This window comes from Bradyrhizobium sp. AUGA SZCCT0105, from assembly GCF_018129565.1.
Taxonomy (GTDB): Bacteria; Pseudomonadota; Alphaproteobacteria; order Rhizobiales; family Xanthobacteraceae; genus Bradyrhizobium.
In genome coordinates this window covers 925655-942501 of record NZ_JAFCMK010000002.1, presented here as the reverse complement: position 1 = coordinate 942501, position 16847 = coordinate 925655, and the positions used below count along the sequence as shown (strand labels likewise).

Below are 16847 nucleotides of genomic sequence, written 5' to 3'. Positions count from 1 at the left end.
GCGCGCGGCCGCGCGCGTGGCCACCAAGACGACCTTATGGACTGACTGAATGAACGTGCATCAATCCCTGACGGCAGCGGAACCTGTCGAGACGCTGTCGCCATTGGCGCATCCGCCGACCACGGCCGATGCCATGGTCCGGTTCGAGCGGGTCTCGAAAGCCTACCCGGCTTATCGCGACAAGCCGAGCGTGCAGGCGCTCAAAGACATCGACTTCGCAATTCATCGTGGCTCGATCACCGGTGTGATCGGGCGTTCCGGTGCCGGCAAGTCCAGCCTGGTGCGGCTGATCAACGGGCTGGAGAAACCGTCGAGCGGCCGTGTCGTCGTCGACGGCCGCGATATCTCCGGACTTTCGGGCCGTGACCTGCGTCTGGCGCAACGCTCGATCGGCATGATCTTCCAGCATTTCAATCTGCTCTCATCGCGCACGGCGGCCGACAATATCGCGCTGCCGCTCGAGATCGCGGGCTGGCCGAGGCGCGACATTGCGGCCCGCGTCGCGGAACTGCTCGAGCTCGTCGGCATCGCGGACAAATATGATCGCTACCCGTCCGAGCTGTCGGGCGGCCAGAAGCAGCGCATCGGCATCGCCCGCGCGCTGGCGACGCGGCCGAACGTCCTGCTGTCGGACGAGGCGACGTCGGCGCTCGATCCGCAAACGACCCGTTCGATCCTCGATCTCCTGGCCAACATCAATCGCGAGCTTGGCGTCACCATCGTCCTGATCACCCACGAAATGTCGGTGGTGCGTCAGCTCGCCAAGGAAGTCGTGGTGATCGACGGCGGTCATATCGTCGAGCGTGGTCACGTCGCCGACATCTTCACCCATCCCGCGCATCCGGTCACGCAGGCATTTCTTTCCGAGGTGATCGGCGACAGTGTTCCGGTGTCGCTTGCAAGCCGCTTGCAGCCACAGCCGGTTGCCGGTGGTCACGCCGTCATTCGCGTCCAGGTTCGCGGTGCCGATGCCGGCGACACCATCGTCGCCCGCCTTGCGCGCGAGCTCTCGATCGACGTCGCGCTGCTGGCGGCCCGGATCGATGAGATCGGCGGGCAACATGTCGGCTCGCTGTCGCTGGGTATTCCCGGCGGCGAGGCCGCGGCCAGCAAGGCAGCGTCATATCTCTCCCAGAACAATCTCCCGGTGGAACGTCTCGGCTATGTCGCGTGAACTCCTCAACTTGATCGTTCAGGCCACCGGCGAGAGCCTGTTCATGGTGTCGATTGCTGCGCTGATCGCCACCGCGTTCGGGCTTCCGATCGGCGTCTTCCTGGCCACCAGCCGCAAAGGGGAGTTGTTCGCGGCGCCCGCGGTCAACAGCGTGCTGGGCATCATCGTCAATGCGACACGCTCGACGCCGTTCATCATCCTCGTGGTTGCCATCATCCCGTTCACGCGTCTGATCGCGGGCACCTCCATCGGCTCGGGCGCCGCGATCGTGCCGTTGACCATTGCCGCGATGCCGTTCATCGCGCGATTGGTCGAGGCGGCGATCCGTGAGGTCGATGCCGGCTTGATCGAAACCGCGTCATCGTTTGGCGCCAGCCCTTTGCAAATCGTGCTCAAGGTCCTTATTCCGGAGGCGCTGCCCGGCCTGGTGCTTGCGTTGACACTCGCGGTCGTCAGCCTGCTCGGCTATTCGGCGATGGTCGGAGCGGTCGGCGGCGGCGGGCTGGGCGACCTCGGCATCCGGTACGGCTACCAGCGTTTCATGCCCGAAATGATGCTCGCGGTCGTTGTCGTCCTGATCGCGCTGGTGCAGACGGTGCAGACGGCCGGCGACTATCTCGCCCGCCGCGTCAACCGCCGCCTGCGCCACCGCTGAGACCGGCCGCGATCTCTTCGGCGCCCTTTTTTGCAATACTGACAATTCCTGTGGAGACCCAAATGTCCTTTCGTTCCCTTGTTGCGTTTGCCGGCGTGCTTACGCTCTGGTCGGCGTCTGTCGCGGCGGAAACCATCAAGATCGGCGTGACGCCGGGGCCGCATGCGCAAATTCTCGAGGCCGTGAAGCCGATCGCGGCAAAGAACGGGCTCGACATCCAGCTGGTCGAGTTCTCCGACTATGTGGTGCCGAACGCAGCGCTTGACGCCGGCGATATCCAGGCCAATTCGTTCCAGAACCAGCCTTATCTCGACAACCAGAAGGCCGATCGCGGTTACAAGATCGAGGCGGTGGGGCTGACGGTCAACTTCCCGATCGGCGTCTATTCCAAGAAGCACAAGAACTGGGCGGAGATTCCGGACGGCGGCAAGATCTCGATCCCGAATGATCCCACCAATGGCGGCCGCGCTCTGCTGCTGTTGCGCGACAAGGGTGCGATCAAGTTGAAGGACGGCGTCGGGTTCAAGCCGACAGTCCTGGATGTCGCCGACAATCCGAAGAAGCTCAAATTCGTCGAAGTCGATGCGGCCCAGGCGCCTCGTGCGCTCGACGATGTCGATGCCGCAGTGATCAACACGAACTATGCGACCCAGGCCGGCCTCGATCCGGTCAAGGACCCGATCCTGCGCGAGGACCCGAAGGGGCCTTACGTCAACCTGATCGCGGTTCGCGCCGCGGACAAGGACAAGCCGTGGGTCAAGATCCTCGTGGACAGCTATCACACGGCGGAGGTCAAGGAATTTGTCCTGACCAAATTCAAGGGCGCCGTGCTGCCGAGCTGGTAGCCGCGGCCGGCGACAACGCGCCGGCCGAAGTCAGGCCGTGACCTTATTCGGCGGCGTCGGAGCGGACTGCGTTCGAGGGCAAGTGCCGGTAGCCTGCGCCGGGATGCGTGGCATGAAGGCGCGGTCCGCGCTCCGGGAACAGCTTTTCCCGCAGCGTGCCTTCGCGATAGGCCGTCTTGTACACGCCACGTGACTGCAGTTCCGGCACCACGAGGTCGACAAAGGCGTCGAGCGATTCGGGCGCGACGAGGCGGAACAGGTTGAAGCCATCGACGTCGGTGTCTTCCGCCCAGGCGATCAGCTCGTCCGCCACATCCTGGGGCGATCCGAGCACGAAGGGGGATCGGGCGCCGACGCGGCTCAGCGTCGCAAGATCACCGACCTTGACCGGGCGATCGCTCCGCAGGGTGAAGTTCTCCACCATCGACTGGATCGCGTTGCTCTCAACATATTGCACCGCCTGGTCGGGGCGATAGGTCGAGAAATCGATGCCGGTCCAGCCCGAGAGCAGTGCGAGCTGCCCGGTCTGGTCGACATGTGCGGCATAGTCCGCGAGCAGATCTTCGGCTTCTGCCCGGGTCGGCGCGACGATCACGGTCGCGCCGGCGAAGAGACGGATATCATAGGGATCGCGCCCGAACTCCTTAGCGGCGCTCCTGATGTCGCGGACCGCGCTGGCGAGAATGGGCCTGGTCTGCCCGTTGAGGAAGATTGCCTCGGCATGCCGTGCCGCGAAGGCCCGGCCGCGTTTCGAGGTGCCCGCCTGGTACAGCAGCGGCGTGCGTTGCGGGGAGGGCTCCGCAAGGTGAATGCCGTCGACCTTGTAGTGAGGCCCTTGATGACGGACTGGATGGATTTTGGAGGGATCGGTGAAGATGCGAGCCGCGCGGTCCCGGCGCACCGCGTCATCCTCCCAACTGCCCTCCCATAATTTGTAGCTCGCAGCGAGGAATTCTTCGGCCGCCTCGTAGCGTTCGTCATGGGCGCGGTTCGCCTCGAGGCCCATGCCGCGGGCGCCGCTATCGAGATAGCCGGTCACGATGTTCCAGCCGACCCGCCCGTTGGTGAGATGATCGAGCGTCGAGAAGCGGCGCGCGAGCTGGTAGGGGTGTTCATAGGTGAGGTTGGACGTGATGCCGAAACCGAGATGCCTGGTGACCAGCGCCATGGCGGACACCAGCAAGGTCGGCTCTGCATTCGGCAGTTGAACGGCGTGACGGAGTGCTGTGTCCGGATTGTTGCCGTAGACGTCATAGATGCCGAACACGTCAGCCAGGAAGATGCCGTCGAGCAGTCCTCGCTCGGCGGTCTTCGCATAATTGACCCAGTAATCGAGCGAGTTGTAGTCGAGCGAGGTGTCGCGCGGATGCGACCACAGGCCGGCCCAGTTGTGGCTTGGCGCCATCATGTTGAACGCGTTGAAGCGAAGCTCTCTCGATTTTGCCATCGACCTGTTCCGACAGTGATCGTGTCGGGACAACGTAACAGTTTGCCTGCGCGACTTTGTTTTCTATTCGAACGGCCTGCGCAAGAATCCTGCTGCGGCGGAATTCTCCGATAGCAAGTTACGCTCATTGATACGCGCAGGCGGGGTGGACGCGTTGATGCAGCTCCAACTGCGCGCCATCACTCACCGTGCGAGCCGCGATCTCACGCGCCCGCACCGGCCGCCGGCACACGAAACAAATGCGTCGTGCAGGATGTCTCGTCTGAGAAATTCAGGATGTCGCTCCGCGAGACGTCAGCACGTCCATCGCTATTTTCCTGGACATCTCGACAGCAGCAAAGTCGCTGCGCATCATTTCGCGCCTTTGCAACGCGTGGTTCACCGATCCCAGGAGAGTGCGAAATGCCGGTCGAAACGAAGAATCTCGAGACGCTCGCCCTGCATGGCGGGTCCTACCGGTCCGATCCCGCGACCGGTGCGGTGGCGGTTCCGATCTATCAGACCACCTCGTTCCAGTTCGAGAACACCGACCATGCCTCGCGGCTGTTCGCGCTGGAAGCGATCGGGCAGATCTACACAAGGATCAAGAATCCGACGGCGGACGTCTTCGAGGAGCGGCTGGCTGCGCTGGAAGGCGGCGTCGGCGCGCTTGCCGTGGCGTCAGGCCAGACCGCGTCAGCCTTTGCCATCTTCAATATCGCTCAGGCCGGCGACAACATCGTCTCTTCGACCGATCTCTATGGCGGCACCTGGACGCTGCTGTCGCAAACCCTGAAGCAGTTCGGCATCGAGGTGCGGTTCGTCGATCCGGCCGATCCCGAGAATTTCCGCCGCGCCACCGATGCGAAGACCCGCGCCTATTTTGCCGAAACCCTGCCCAATCCCAAGCTCAACGTGTTCCCGATCAGGGAAGTGGCCGAGATCGGCCGCTCGCTCGGCGTGCCGCTGATCCTCGACAACACGGCGGTGCCGTTGATCGCACGTCCGTTCGAGCATGGTGCCGCGATCGTGGTCTATTCGACGACGAAGTATATCGGCGGCCACGGCACGTCGATCGGTGGCGCGATCGTCGATGGCGGCAATTTCGACTGGGCGGCGCACGCCGAGCGCTTTCCGCTGCTGACGCAGCCGGACGCCGCCTATCACGGCGCGATCTGGACGGAGGCCGCCAAGCCGCTCGGTCCGATCGCCTACATCCTGCGGGCGCGCGTCAAGCTGTTGCGCGATCTCGGCGCAGCGATCGCGCCGCAAAATGCCTTCCAGTTCATCCAGGGGCTCGAGACGCTACCGCTGCGGCTGCGCCAGCACAATGAGAATGCCGTCAAGGTCGCGGAGTTCCTGGCCAGGCACCCCAGCCTCTCCCATGTGATCTTCCCGGGATTGCAGGACGGGGAGAATCGCCGCCGCGCCGACACCTACCTGAAGGGCGGCTATGGCGCGCTGGTCGGCTTCGAGCTGAAGGGAGGTGTCGAGGCCGGTCGCCGGTTCATCGATGCGCTGAAGCTGTTCTATCATGTCGCCAATATCGGCGATGCGCGGTCGCTCGCGATCCATCCGGCGTCGACCACCCACCAGCAGCTTACCGGTGCGGAGCAAATCGCGGCCGGCGTCACGCCCGGCTATGTGCGGCTCTCGGTCGGGATCGAGCACCCTGACGACATCATCGCCGACCTCGTTCAGGCATTAGCCCAGGCCGAGGCAGGCAGCAGCGCCCGCAAGGCGGCGTGATCGCATTTGGTAAATCGAAACAGGATTGTGATGATGAAGACATTGTTGCGCCTGGCGCACGCGGCAGGCGTTCTCCTTGCCCTGACGGCGAGCGCCGTCGCCGACGAACCTCTCAAGATCGCGACCAGCGCCGGTCCGGTCGGCCAACTCGCGGCGTTCGCCGCCAAACTGGCCAAGGACAAAGGGCAGGACGTCAAGGTCATCGAGCTGTCCGATTGGGTCGCCTTGAACGAGGTGGTCAACAGCGGCGACGTCGACGCCAACCTGTTCCAGCACGGCACGTATCTTGCGATCCAGAACAAGCAGCGCGGCTTCAATCTGGTTCAGGTCGACAAGGTCGGCGTGATCGCGCCGGTCGGGCTGTTCTCGAAGAAGATCAAGTCACTCGACGAGATCAAACCCGGCGACAGCGTCGCGATCCCGAACGAGCCGCTCAACGGCGCGCGTGGTTTGATCCTGCTCGAGCGGGCCGGCCTGATCAAGCTGACGCCGGGCAAGGGCTTCGCGGTGAGCCGGTTCGACATCATCGAGAATCCCAGGAATCTGAAGATCGTCGAGCTCGATCCGGCGCAGACCTATCGCTCGCTCGATGACGTCACGCTTGCACTCGTCAACATCACCTATCTGATCCCGGCGGGCGGCGATCCCAAGTCGGCGCTGCTGATCGACCGCACGGTGGATGACGGGCTGGTGCTGCGCTTCACGGCGCGGCCGGACAAGAAGGACGACCCGCGCCTCAAGGCCTTCATCCAGGTCTTCAACTCGCCCGAGGTGAAAAAATTCATCGAGGACAAGCTGCCGGCGTTCATTCCGGCCGGCTTTAGCACCTAAACGCGCGTCAGTTCACGGCGGAGCGGGTGCTGCCCTGTCTCTTCGGTGCGGGAGAGCAGGGCAGCGAGTTCGGCGCATTGGTTGCGGATGCCGGGGAAACGTGGACAGGCGGCCACGGCGAGAACGTTGGCCGCGTGTGTCTTCAGCAAGTGTCTTGGCTCAGCTGAAACCGCAGCACGCGCCGTGTGCGACCGGCTCAACTAGCCATGCGGCCTGAACAGGAAGAGCTCGTGTAGATCGCGCTGTCCATCGGGATGTGCGGCGTGGGCGAGCTTCCTGCGCCACCGCTGCAGTTGTCGGGTCATGCGACCGAGGGTGTGAAGCCAAGAGGATGCGAGACGCATAAAGCCTCCGTCGAATAGTCGTCCCGCTAAAATAGCACGTCTTTGCCCATCTCGAACGCGAACCATGATCGACGCGTCCAGTTTGCAATCAATGAGTCGAACCATGCTGGTTGAACGGTTGCTTCGCTCGTCGAACCGACAACGGAAATTCATTCTCGGAGCGATCCCCGATCAGCGACGGCATTTCGATCTGAGCGGTGCTTGCGGAGCGGGAGCCGCATAGGCGCGCCACATCGAACGACGAAAGCTGGTCTGTCGCACGCCCCATTTGCGTCTCGGCGCTTGTGGGCGGTCGCTTGTACCGGGCATCTCGCTCGATCACCGTCCAGCACCGGTCCGACGTTCGGCACGAACGGATCGGCAGCTGCTGTTCCGATAAACCGGCCCGAGCAGCTTGAGCGATGCGTGAGGTGCGACCCGAGCGCGGGGCGCCCTGCGGCGAGGACGGTTGACAGGGGGGAGCGGCCACTTTAATCACCTGACTAATTAATCAATTAATTAAGGTCTGAAACCCTAGGGAAAGAATCCGCCTGATGCCGGCCGGCCGTCGATATCCGAAGCTGCTTGCCCCGCGCGGTTGCGGCTTCACCGGGCTGGAATACCAGGCGCCCGTCGGCGCCATGCGGATCGGCCTCGAACAGGGCGGAAATGGCCTTGTCCAGCATGCCGCATTCGTTGCCGCTCGGGCATGGCACAGCGCCGGCTCGATCCTCACGGGCGGCGACGCGGCGTGCGCCGATCGCTGCCGTCAGATTCCGCATGCAGTTCCGTTCACGCGTGCGCCGCTCGGCGTTGCGCGCTCGACAGCGATGTCGCGGATCGGCGCGGCCTGCCCGAGCCAGGGTGGGCTTCATTCACCCGTACGACAAATGAGGAGTGAGGCGTAAACGATGGGACGTCGATCTGAGGTACTGATGGCGCAAGACACCGCCGGCACGGACAACCGGCGCGTGATACAGGTGGTATCGCGCGCATTCGACATCGTGCGTTGCTTCGAAGGTCGAAGCATACGCCTGGGCAATCGCGACATCGCCGATCGCTGCGGTCTTCCCCGATCGACGGTCTCCCGTCTCACCTTGACGCTCACCCAGATCGGCCAACTGATCTACCTGCCGCAAGAGCAGAAATATGCTCTCGGTCCGCACGCCGCCGCGCCCGGCGCCCCGTTGTTTGCGGAGGGGTGCGACAAGCCCGTCTGCGCCGACGAGCGGGAGCGCGCAACGGCACAACCGTCCATGCTGATCAACTCGCGCTTCGAATACTTCGAAGATCAGCGCAAGCCGGTTGCCGTGCCGCTTTCGGTCACGCCACACCGCTGACGCCTCGGCTTGTTCCGGGGCAGAAGACCCAGCGCAAACGGTCGGGACCAATCGGCACGAGCCCACAGTCAAGAAACATCCAAAGCAAAGGGAAACGCATGTCTGAAGCATACATCATTGACGCGGTCCGCACGCCGCGCGGCATCGGCAAGCCGGGCAAGGGTGCGCTGTCGCATCTGCATCCGCAGCAACTGGCCGCAACCGTGCTCGGCGCGCTCAAGGAGCGCAACAAGCTCGATACGTCGACCGTCGATGACATCATCTGGTCGACCTCGACCCAGGAAGGCAAGCAGGGCGGCGATCTCGGACGCATGTCGGCGCTCGCCGCCGGCTACGACATCAACGCCAGCGGCACGACGCTGGATCGCTTCTGCGGCGGCGGCATCACGTCGGTGAACCTCGCAGCAGCTTCGGTGATGTCGGGAATGGAGGATTGCGTCATCGCCGGCGGCACCGAGATGATGAGCTATCAGCAGACCCTCGCAGCCGAACGCTCCAAGGCGGGGCAGCCGGCGCGGATGATGGGGTCGGGCAATCCGGCGCTTGACGAGATTCACCCGCAGTCGCACCAGGGTGTGTGCGGCGACGCCATCGCCACGCGCGAGGGGATTAGCCGGGAAGCCTGCGATGCGCTGGCGCTGGTCAGCCAGCAGCGCGCCAAGCGGGCGATCGATGAAGGTCGTTTCGCCAAGTCGGTGATCCCGGTGCTCAACGACGACGGCAGCGTCGCCCTCGGTCGTGAGGAATTCCCGCGCCCCGAGACCACGGCCGAAGGCCTTGCTTCGCTGAAGCCGAGCTTCGAGCAGCTCGCCGATTTCGATCTCGGCAATGGCGTGACATTCAAGAAGCAGATCCAGCGCCGCTACCCGGACCTCGAGTGGAAGGGCGTGCATCATGCCGGTAACAGCTCGGGCGTGGTGGACGGCGCCGCCGCGGTGCTGATCACGTCGAAGCAATATGCCGAGAAGCACGGCCTCAAGCCGCGCGGCAGGATCGTCGCCTACGCCAATCAGGGTGATGATCCGACGCTGATGCTCAACGCGCCGGTTCCGGCGGCCAAGAAGGTTCTCGCCAAGGCCGGCCTGACCAAGAACGACATCGACGTCTGGGAGATTAACGAGGCCTTCGCGGTCGTCGCCGAGAAGTTTATCCGCGACCTTGAGCTGGATCGCGAGAAGGTCAACATCAACGGCGGCTCGATCGCGCTCGGCCATCCGATCGGCGCGACCGGATCGATCCTGATCGGCACGGCGCTCGACGAGCTCGAGCGCAGCGGCGGACGTTATGGTCTCGTCACCATGTGTGCCGCCGGCGGCATGGCACCGGCCATCATCATCGAACGCATCTGATCGCGAAAGGATATTGCCATGAAACTCGATTCATCGGTCGCCGCCGTCGTCACCGGCGGCGCTTCCGGCCTCGGCGCAGCCACCTCGCGGGCGCTGGCTGCACAAGGCGTGAAAGTCGCGATCTTCGACTTCAACGAAGAGAAGGGTGAAGCCATCGCCAAGGAAATCGGCGGCGTGTTCTGCAAGGTCGATGTCACCTCCGACGAGCAGGTCGATGCGGGCTTCGCCAAGGCCCGCGCGGCCCACGGCCAGGAGCGCATCCTGGTGAACTGCGCCGGCACCGGCAACGCGGTGAAGACCGCCGGCCGGGACAAGAAGACCGGTGAACCCACCCACTTCCCGATCGACGCCTTCAACCGCATCATCCAGATCAACCTCGTCGGCACCTTCCGCTGCATCGCCAAGTCGGCGCAGGGCATGCTGTCGCTGATCCCGCTGGAGCACGGTGAGCGCGGTGCTGTCGTCAACACCGCGTCCGTCGCGGCCGAGGACGGCCAGATGGGACAGGCGGCTTATTCGGCCTCGAAGGCCGGCGTCGTCGGCATGACCCTGCCGATCGCGCGCGACCTGATGGCCGAAGGCATCCGCGTCAACACCATCCTGCCGGGCATCTTCAACACGCCGCTGCTGCAGGGCGCCCCGGAGAACGTCAAGGCCGCGCTCAGCGCGTCGGTGCCGTTCCCGAAGCGTCTTGGCATGCCGGAGGAATATGCCCAGCTGGCGCTGACCATGATCACCAACGGCTACTTCAACGGTGAAGACGTCCGCCTCGATGGCGCGATCCGCATGGCTCCGCGCTAAGCGCACGGCAACAGGAGACGAAAGCGATGTCCGAAGAAACTCCGGTCCTCACTGAAGTCCGCGGACCTATCCTGATCATCACGCTGAACCGGCCGGAAGCCAAGAACGCGGCCAACCTCGCCCTCTCCAAGGGCGTGGCCGCGGCGATCGACCGGCTCGACGCCGACGATGCCCTCAGCGTCGGCATCATCACCGGCGCCGGCGGCACATTCTGCTCGGGAATGGACCTCAAGGGGTTCCTGAAGGGCGAGCGGCCCTCCATCCCGGGCCGTGGCTTCGCCGGACTCACCGAGGCGCCGCCGAAGAAGCCGCTGATCGCGGCCGTCGACGGCTACGCGCTCGCCGGCGGGATGGAGATCGCGCTGTCGTGCGACATGATCGTCGCGAACCGCAACGCCAAGTTCGGGATTCCCGAGGTGAAGCGCGGGCTGGCTGCTGCGGCTGGCGGGCTGATCCGGATGCCGCGCCAGATGCCGTTCCGCGTGGCGATGGAGTTCGCGTTGACGGGCGAGTTCTTCGGCGCACAGCGCGCCTACGAGCTCGGCATCATCAATCGCGTGACCGATGGCCCGGCGCTCGACGCCGCGCTCGAGCTTGCCGCCGCGATCGGTGCCAATGGCCCGCTTGCCGTCAAGGCATCCAAGCAGGTGATCGTGGAATCCCGGCTCTGGCCGGAAGACCAGATGTGGAAGAAGCAGCAGGAGATCGTCGCTCCCGTCTTCGTATCCGAAGATGCCCGCGAGGGTGCGGCGGCCTTTGCAGAAAAACGCGCGCCGAACTGGAAGGGCAAGTAAGGCGTCACTCGTTTCGATGACGGAGCGCCGGTTTTGAAGCAGAACCGGCGCTCCAAATTTTTTTGTCAGTGCTTCGGCACACGCCGGCCGGGCTTCCATGCCGCTTGAGAGCGCTATTGGGTGAATGATGCGCAGCTTTACCGAAGACCAGGTCATCTTCCGCGACTCCTATCGCAAGTTCCTCGCCAGCGAGATCACGCCCCATATGGAAGCGTGGCGGGAGGCCGGCATCGTCGACCGCAGCGCGTTCAAGAAGGCCGGCGATCTCGGCTTCCTGATGATCTGGCCCGAGGAGAAATACGGCGGGATGGGCGATGAGGACTTCCGCTATGAGCAGATCATCATCGAGGAGACCGCGCGCTCCGGCTGCAAGGGCTGGTTCAACACGCTGCACAGCCGCCTGGTCGGCTCCTATTTCAAGCGCTTCGGCACCGAAGAGCAGCGCGACCGCTTCCTCCCGAAATGCGTCAGCGGCGAGACCATCCTGGCGATCGCGATGACCGAGCCCGGCGCCGGCTCGGACCTCGCAGGCATGCGGACGACGGCGGAAGACAAGGGCGATCATTTCCTGCTCAACGGCTCGAAGACCTATATTTCCAACGGCATCAATTCCGACGTGGTGATCGTGGCCGCCAGGCTCGCAGGCGCCGAGAAGAAGCACGCGATGGTGCTGCTGATCGTCGAGCGCGGCATGGAGGGCTTCGAGCGCGGCCGCAATCTCAAGAAGATGGGCATGCCGGCGCAGGACACCGCCGAACTGTTCTTCCAAAACGTCAAGGTGCCCAAGGCCAACGTGCTGGGAGAGCCGGGCAGGGGCTTCTACTATCTGATGGAGGGCCTTGCCGAGGAGCGGCTGATCTCCGCGGTCGGGTCGATCGCCAATGGCCGCAAGGCATTCGACATCACGCGCGCTTATGTGATGGAGCGCAAGCTGTTCGGCAGACCGCTCGCCGAACAGCAGAACACCCAGTTCCGCATGGCGGAGATGGATGCCGAAATCGACCTCGTGCAGGTCTATGTCGATCACTGCGTGGCCGAGCACAATGCGGGACGCCTGACCAGCAATATGGGCGCCAAGGCCAAGATGATGTCGTCGGAAGTCGAGTGGAAGATGCTTGACCTCGGCGTCCAGCTGCACGGCGGCGCTGGCTATATGGATGAATATCCGATCAGCCGCATGTTCACCGACGCGCGCGTCAATCGGATCCTGGCCGGAAGCTCCGAGGTGATGCGGCTGATCATCGGCCGCGATGTCTTCTCGGAGCACTACAAGAGCATTCTGGACTAGCGGTTCACTGCAACCGGCTGTCGACCGCACTCCACGCGTTACCCGCGCGCCTGCCGCAGCGGCTCGCGCGCATATTCCTTCGAGCGCATCAATGCGTCGACGAAGATCGGCTCCCAGGAGCGGATGTGGCGGCGAAGCAGGGTCGGCAGCGCCTCGGTCTCGCCGGCGAGCGCGAGCTCGATCAGCCGGTAGTGCTCGGGCACCGAGGCCTGCTGCCGCTCGAGACCGGCGCGTGAGCTGATGCCATAGAGCCGCATCTTGTCGCGCAGGCCCATCACCATGTCGGTCAAGAGCTCGTTGCCGGCGGCTGCGATGAACTCGCGATGATAGTTGCGGTCGGCCTCCAGATAGAGCTGGACGTCGTCGGTCTCGACTGCCTTCGCGATCTCATCGGCCCAGCCGCGCACGGCCGGTAGATCCTTTGGAGGATTGGCGGCGACCAGCACGGCGGCGTGCAGCTCCAGCACCTCGCGCATGTCGAACAAATTGCGCAGCTCGGTCAGCGACGGCTCCACGACCTTGAAGCCGCGGTTGCGCATCGGCTCGACCAGGCCGCCGCGGCTGAGCTCGAGCAGCGCCTCGCGCACCGGCGTCGAGGAGACCCCGAGGCTCGCCGCGAGTGACGGCACCGAATACATCGTGCCGGGAAGGCTCTGCCCGGAGATGATCTCGGCGCGCACCCGCTGCAGCACCTGTTCGCGCAAATTCTGGTCCATGGGTGCCTCTCGCCGGGAGCTCCGATTCGTCCCTGATTATTACTTAGCCTTGACGTGGCCGGTAGCGTATGACGTAAATGTGTAACGCATTACAAGCATGCGTCACAAAGGCTGACGTGATGATGAGACGGCGGTGAAACAGCGTCTACCCGGCTATTGTACGCTTTGTCGCTCGCGCTGCGGTTCCGTCACCGTGGTCGAGGACGGACGCGTTGTCGGCGTGGAGGTATTAAATAACCACCCGACCGGCGGCGCGCTTTGCGCCAAGGGCCGGGCCGCCCCCGAAATCGTCGCCAGCCCGCGTCGTCTGACCGTGCCCTTGAAGCGGACCCGGCCGCGTGATGCCGCCGATCCGGACTGGGTCGAGGTGTCGTGGGACGAGGCACTGACCGAGATCGCCGACCGGCTCGGCAGGATCCGGGCCGAGAGCGGCGCGGAGGCGGTGGCGTTCGGCGTCACTACGCCGAGCGGCACGCCAATGGTCGACAGCTTTGAGTGGGTCGAGCGCTTCATCCGCGGCTTCGGCAGTCCCAACCTGATCTACGCGGTCGAGATCTGCGGCTGGCACAAGGACTACGCGCACGCGCTGACCTTCGGTCGCGGCATCGGCTTTCCTGATTACGACAATGCCGATGCGATCATCCTGTGGGGCCACAATCCCGCGCGCACCTGGCTCGCCCAGGCAACACGGATCGCCGACGCGCGGCGGCGCGGCGCCAAGGTCGTCGTCGTCGATCCCAAACCGAACGGCTCGGGTCAGCAGGCCGATCTCTGGCTGCGGATTCGACCCGGCGCCGATGGCGCACTTGCGATGGGGGCGATCCGTCATCTCATCGCGACCGGCAGCTTCGATGCGGATTTCGTCGATGCATGGACCAATGGATCGCTGCTGGTCGATCGCGCGACCGGGCGCTTCCTGCGCGCCGACGCGCTATGGCCGGATGGCGCACCTGAGGCCTTCGTTCGTCTCGATGCACAGGGCTCGCCGGCGCCTTGCGACACCCGTTACGCACCGGAGCGCGGCGGCCAGCTGCGCGGCGCGCTGTCGATCCGTGCGCGCGACGGCCGGACGATATCGGCGGCAACCGCGTTCGAATTGCTGACCGAGCGCGCCGCGCCCTATACGCCGGCGCGCGTGGCGGAACTGACCTGGCTGCGTGTCGAGGACATCGACGCCTTCAATGCGCTGCTCGCCGCCCGGCCGCGGCTTGCCTATCATTCCTGGACCGGCGTCGGCCAGCACACCAACGCCACCGCGATCGAGCGCGCGATTGCGTCGCTTTATGCGCTGACCGGCGCGTGCGATCGGCCCGGCGGCAACCGCTGGCCGGTGCCGCCGCCGACACGCCCCCTCAACGACTACAACATCCTCCCGCCGGAGCAGCAGGCCAAGGCGCTCGGCCTTGCCGAACTGCCGCTCGGCCCGCCGGCGAAGGGCTGGATCACGGCGCGCGATTTCAGCCGCGCCGTGCTCGAGGGCGAGCCTTACCGGGTGCGCGCACTGGTCGCCTTCGGCACTAACTTCGTCGTGTCGCAGGGCCATTCGGAGCGCAATCGCGCGGCGCTGAACGCGCTGGAATTCCAGGTTCATGTCGACATGTTCATGAACCCGACCGCGGAGAGCGCCGATTTCGTGCTGCCGGCCAGCACGCCGTGGGAGCGCGACGCGCTCAAGATCGGGTTCGAGATCACGCAGCAAGCTGTCGAGACCGTGCAGTTTCGTCCGCGCATGGTCAAGCCGATCGGTGAAGTGAAGGCCGATTACGAGATCGCCGCCGCACTCGCGCTCAAGCTCGGCATGGGGAACTTGTTCTTCGGCGGCGACATCAAGGCCGGCTGGAATTATCAGCTGGCACCGCTCGGCATCGATGTCGAGGATCTGCGCGAACATCCTGAAGGACGCCGCTTCCCGCAGGTCTTTCGCGATGAAAAATACGCCATCACGCGCGAGGACGGAACGGCGGCGGGCTTTGCGACGCCGACACGCCGTGTCGAGATCTATTCGGAGCTGATGCTGGGACACGGGCATGAACCATTGCCCGATCATGTCGAACCGGTCGGCAGCCCGCTCACGACAGCGGCGGACGAACGCTTTCCGCTCGTGCTCTCCACCGCCAAGAGCGGCTGGTTCATTCACTCCTCCTGGCGGCACGTCGCCTCGCTGCGGCGCAAGTCGCCCGATCCGGCTGTCGAGATCAGCCCGCAACTCGCCGAGCGGCGCGGACTTGTGGAAGGCGACTGGGCCGTGGTGGAAACACAAGGCGGTGCCGTGCGCCTGAAGGTGCGCCTCAATGCGGCGCTCGACGCGCGGGTCGTCGTCGCCGAATTCGGCTGGTGGGAGGATTGTCCGCCGCTCGGCCGCGATCGTTCCGCGACGTCAGGCAGCCTCACGCACAACATCAACGCGGTGCTGCACGACGATGCGCGCGATCCCGTCAGCGGTTCCGTTCCGCTGCGCGCGATCGTCTGCGATATCAGGCGGGACGACGTGGCCAGCCGCGGCGTCTGGAGCGGCCAGCGGCGGTTCTTGGTTGGCGAGCGCAGGGCCGAGGCCGATAACGTCATCGCTCTCAGCCTGCTGCCGCTTGACGGTGGCCCGCTGCCCGACTTCCTGCCGGGGCAACACGTGATGATCTCGCTGCCGGGCGCAACGGCGGCGCGAGCCTATTCGCTGACCGGAACGGGCAACCGGCCGCAAGCGCTGTCGATTGCGGTGAAGGGGCGCTTCTTCAATGAGGCGCGGAGCGGTGATGCGCCGTTCTTCATGCCGGATCGTCTGCATGGTCTTGCGGTCGGGGACGAGGTTCTGCTGGAGCCGCCGGGCGGGATCTTCACGCCGCCGTTGAAGGGGCCGCGGCCGCTGGTCTTCCTCGCTGCCGGCATAGGCATCACGCCGTTCATCAGCCATATCGAGACGCTGCAACACACAGCACGACGAGATCGCGTTGCCGATGTTCTGCTGCTTCACGGGTGCCGCAGCAGCCGCGAGCATCCGTTCGCGCAGCGGCTCGCCGAGCTGGAAGCTTGCACGCCGGAGCTGACGCGAATGACGTTCTATTCGGCCCCGCTCGCGCAAGACCCGGTCGACGCGCATTCGCTGCGCAAGGGGCGGGTCGATCTCGAACAGGTCAAGCCGCTCTTGGCGCGCCGGCCGCTAGTCTACATCTGCGGCTCGCCGGACTTCGTTACGGCCCAGATCGAGGCCGCGGTGGTGCTTGGTATCCCGCGGTTCGACATTTTCGCCGAAAGCTTCGTGTCGCCGCCGTCGGTACCGAGCGACCTTGCGCCACGAACCATCCGGCTTGCGGGCAGCAAGCAGAGTTTTTCGTGGGGACCGGAGCAGGGGACGCTGCTCGACGCCGCAAGTGCGGCAGGCGTTGCGCTGCCGAGCGGCTGCCGTGTCGGGCAATGCGAAAGCTGCGCGGTCGAGGTCGTCGATGGGGAGTTCACCCATCTCGGCCCAGTCGATGCGAGCGAGGGCCGGTGCCTCACCTGCCAGGCCGTGCCGCTCACCGATCTCACGCTCGCGCTTTGATGACCAAACACGATTGAAGGC

The 16847-nt window shown here is 64.7% G+C and carries 13 protein-coding genes and 1 pseudogene; 11 read left to right on the top strand and 3 right to left on the bottom strand.

Translation table 11 applies throughout. The features are described from left to right. Positions 1-49: 49 nt before the first annotated feature. The 3 genes from JQ573_RS13545 to JQ573_RS13535 all read left to right on the top strand — a co-directional run bounded on the left by JQ573_RS13545 (position 50) and on the right by JQ573_RS13535 (position 2674). The gene (locus tag JQ573_RS13545) at positions 50-1174 is read left to right on the top strand and encodes a methionine ABC transporter ATP-binding protein (protein ID WP_212310342.1); all 1125 of its coding nucleotides are present in this window, start codon (positions 50-52) and stop codon (positions 1172-1174) included. Beyond that, positions 1164-1829: a methionine ABC transporter permease gene (locus tag JQ573_RS13540; protein WP_097675480.1), complete on the top strand. Its 666-nt coding sequence runs from the start codon at positions 1164-1166 to the stop codon at positions 1827-1829. The genes JQ573_RS13545 and JQ573_RS13540 overlap by 11 nt, the downstream gene beginning before the upstream one ends. 62 nt (positions 1830-1891) lie before the next feature. Further along, positions 1892-2674, top strand: a complete 783-nt coding sequence (locus tag JQ573_RS13535; RefSeq protein WP_249131669.1) for a MetQ/NlpA family ABC transporter substrate-binding protein — start codon at positions 1892-1894, stop codon at positions 2672-2674. Positions 2675-2717: 43 nt separating this feature from the next. Here the strand turns inward: JQ573_RS13535 and JQ573_RS13530 are convergent, their stop codons facing one another. Further along, the gene (locus tag JQ573_RS13530; RefSeq protein WP_212310340.1) at positions 2718-4121 is read right to left on the bottom strand and encodes an LLM class flavin-dependent oxidoreductase; all 1404 of its coding nucleotides are present in this window, start codon (positions 4119-4121) and stop codon (positions 2718-2720) included. Between the two features lie 402 nt (positions 4122-4523). Here JQ573_RS13530 and JQ573_RS13525 point away from each other — a divergent pair, with 402 nt between their 5' ends. Further along, complete coding sequence (locus JQ573_RS13525) at positions 4524-5849, top strand: O-acetylhomoserine aminocarboxypropyltransferase/cysteine synthase family protein (RefSeq protein WP_212310339.1); 1326 nt, start codon at positions 4524-4526, stop codon at positions 5847-5849. Between the two features lie 33 nt (positions 5850-5882). Further along, positions 5883-6680, top strand: coding sequence for a MetQ/NlpA family ABC transporter substrate-binding protein (locus JQ573_RS13520; protein WP_212310338.1), 798 nt, complete (start codon positions 5883-5885; stop codon positions 6678-6680). An 838-nt stretch (positions 6681-7518) separates the two neighbouring features. Here JQ573_RS13520 and JQ573_RS13515 read toward each other — a convergent pair. Next, positions 7519-7689: a hypothetical protein gene (locus JQ573_RS13515; protein ID WP_212310337.1), complete on the bottom strand. Its 171-nt coding sequence runs from the start codon at positions 7687-7689 to the stop codon at positions 7519-7521. A 225-nt stretch (positions 7690-7914) separates the two neighbouring features. Here JQ573_RS13515 and JQ573_RS40175 point away from each other — a divergent pair. From JQ573_RS40175 to JQ573_RS13490, 5 genes and pseudogenes are all read left to right on the top strand, one after another. Further along, positions 7915-8178 (top strand): annotated as a pseudogene (locus JQ573_RS40175) (helix-turn-helix domain-containing protein); the annotation flags it as partial. Between the two features lie 263 nt (positions 8179-8441). Further along, complete coding sequence (locus JQ573_RS13505; RefSeq protein ID WP_212310335.1) at positions 8442-9692, top strand: acetyl-CoA C-acetyltransferase; 1251 nt, start codon at positions 8442-8444, stop codon at positions 9690-9692. A gap of 18 nt (positions 9693-9710) precedes the next feature. After that, positions 9711-10493, top strand: a complete 783-nt coding sequence (locus JQ573_RS13500) for an SDR family NAD(P)-dependent oxidoreductase (protein WP_212310334.1) — start codon at positions 9711-9713, stop codon at positions 10491-10493. Between the two features lie 26 nt (positions 10494-10519). After that, on the top strand, positions 10520-11287 hold the full coding sequence (locus JQ573_RS13495) for a crotonase/enoyl-CoA hydratase family protein (RefSeq protein ID WP_212310333.1): 768 nt from the start codon (positions 10520-10522) through the stop codon (positions 11285-11287). Between the two features lie 124 nt (positions 11288-11411). After that, positions 11412-12575 (top strand): acyl-CoA dehydrogenase family protein, encoded by a 1164-nt coding sequence (locus JQ573_RS13490; RefSeq protein ID WP_249131667.1) that lies wholly within the window; start codon positions 11412-11414, stop codon positions 12573-12575. Between the two features lie 38 nt (positions 12576-12613). Here the strand turns inward: JQ573_RS13490 and JQ573_RS13485 are convergent, their stop codons facing one another. Next, entirely contained in the window at positions 12614-13291 is a 678-nt protein-coding gene (locus JQ573_RS13485; protein WP_212310331.1) for a GntR family transcriptional regulator, read from the bottom strand. A 133-nt stretch (positions 13292-13424) separates the two neighbouring features. Here JQ573_RS13485 and JQ573_RS40780 point away from each other — a divergent pair, with 133 nt between their 5' ends. Continuing rightward, positions 13425-16826, top strand: a complete 3402-nt coding sequence (locus JQ573_RS40780; protein WP_212310330.1) for a molybdopterin-dependent oxidoreductase — start codon at positions 13425-13427, stop codon at positions 16824-16826. The last annotated feature ends 21 nt before the right edge of the window (positions 16827-16847 follow it).

Excerpts from the sequence above, each read along its gene's own strand:
- JQ573_RS13545 (WP_212310342.1), top strand. The coding sequence starts at position 50 with ATGAACGTGCATCAATCCCTGACGGCAGCGGAACCTGTCGAGACGCTG.
- JQ573_RS13540 (WP_097675480.1), top strand. The coding sequence starts at position 1,164 with ATGTCGCGTGAACTCCTCAACTTGATCGTTCAGGCCACCGGCGAGAGC.
- JQ573_RS13535 (WP_249131669.1), top strand. The coding sequence starts at position 1,892 with ATGTCCTTTCGTTCCCTTGTTGCGTTTGCCGGCGTGCTTACGCTCTGG.
- JQ573_RS13530 (WP_212310340.1), bottom strand. The coding sequence starts at position 4,121 with ATGGCAAAATCGAGAGAGCTTCGCTTCAACGCGTTCAACATGATGGCG.
- JQ573_RS13525 (WP_212310339.1), top strand. The coding sequence starts at position 4,524 with ATGCCGGTCGAAACGAAGAATCTCGAGACGCTCGCCCTGCATGGCGGG.
- JQ573_RS13520 (WP_212310338.1), top strand. The coding sequence starts at position 5,883 with ATGAAGACATTGTTGCGCCTGGCGCACGCGGCAGGCGTTCTCCTTGCC.
- JQ573_RS13515 (WP_212310337.1), bottom strand. The coding sequence starts at position 7,689 with ATGCTGGACAAGGCCATTTCCGCCCTGTTCGAGGCCGATCCGCATGGC.
- JQ573_RS13505 (WP_212310335.1), top strand. The coding sequence starts at position 8,442 with ATGTCTGAAGCATACATCATTGACGCGGTCCGCACGCCGCGCGGCATC.
- JQ573_RS13500 (WP_212310334.1), top strand. The coding sequence starts at position 9,711 with ATGAAACTCGATTCATCGGTCGCCGCCGTCGTCACCGGCGGCGCTTCC.
- JQ573_RS13495 (WP_212310333.1), top strand. The coding sequence starts at position 10,520 with ATGTCCGAAGAAACTCCGGTCCTCACTGAAGTCCGCGGACCTATCCTG.
- JQ573_RS13490 (WP_249131667.1), top strand. The coding sequence starts at position 11,412 with ATGATGCGCAGCTTTACCGAAGACCAGGTCATCTTCCGCGACTCCTAT.
- JQ573_RS13485 (WP_212310331.1), bottom strand. The coding sequence starts at position 13,291 with ATGGACCAGAATTTGCGCGAACAGGTGCTGCAGCGGGTGCGCGCCGAG.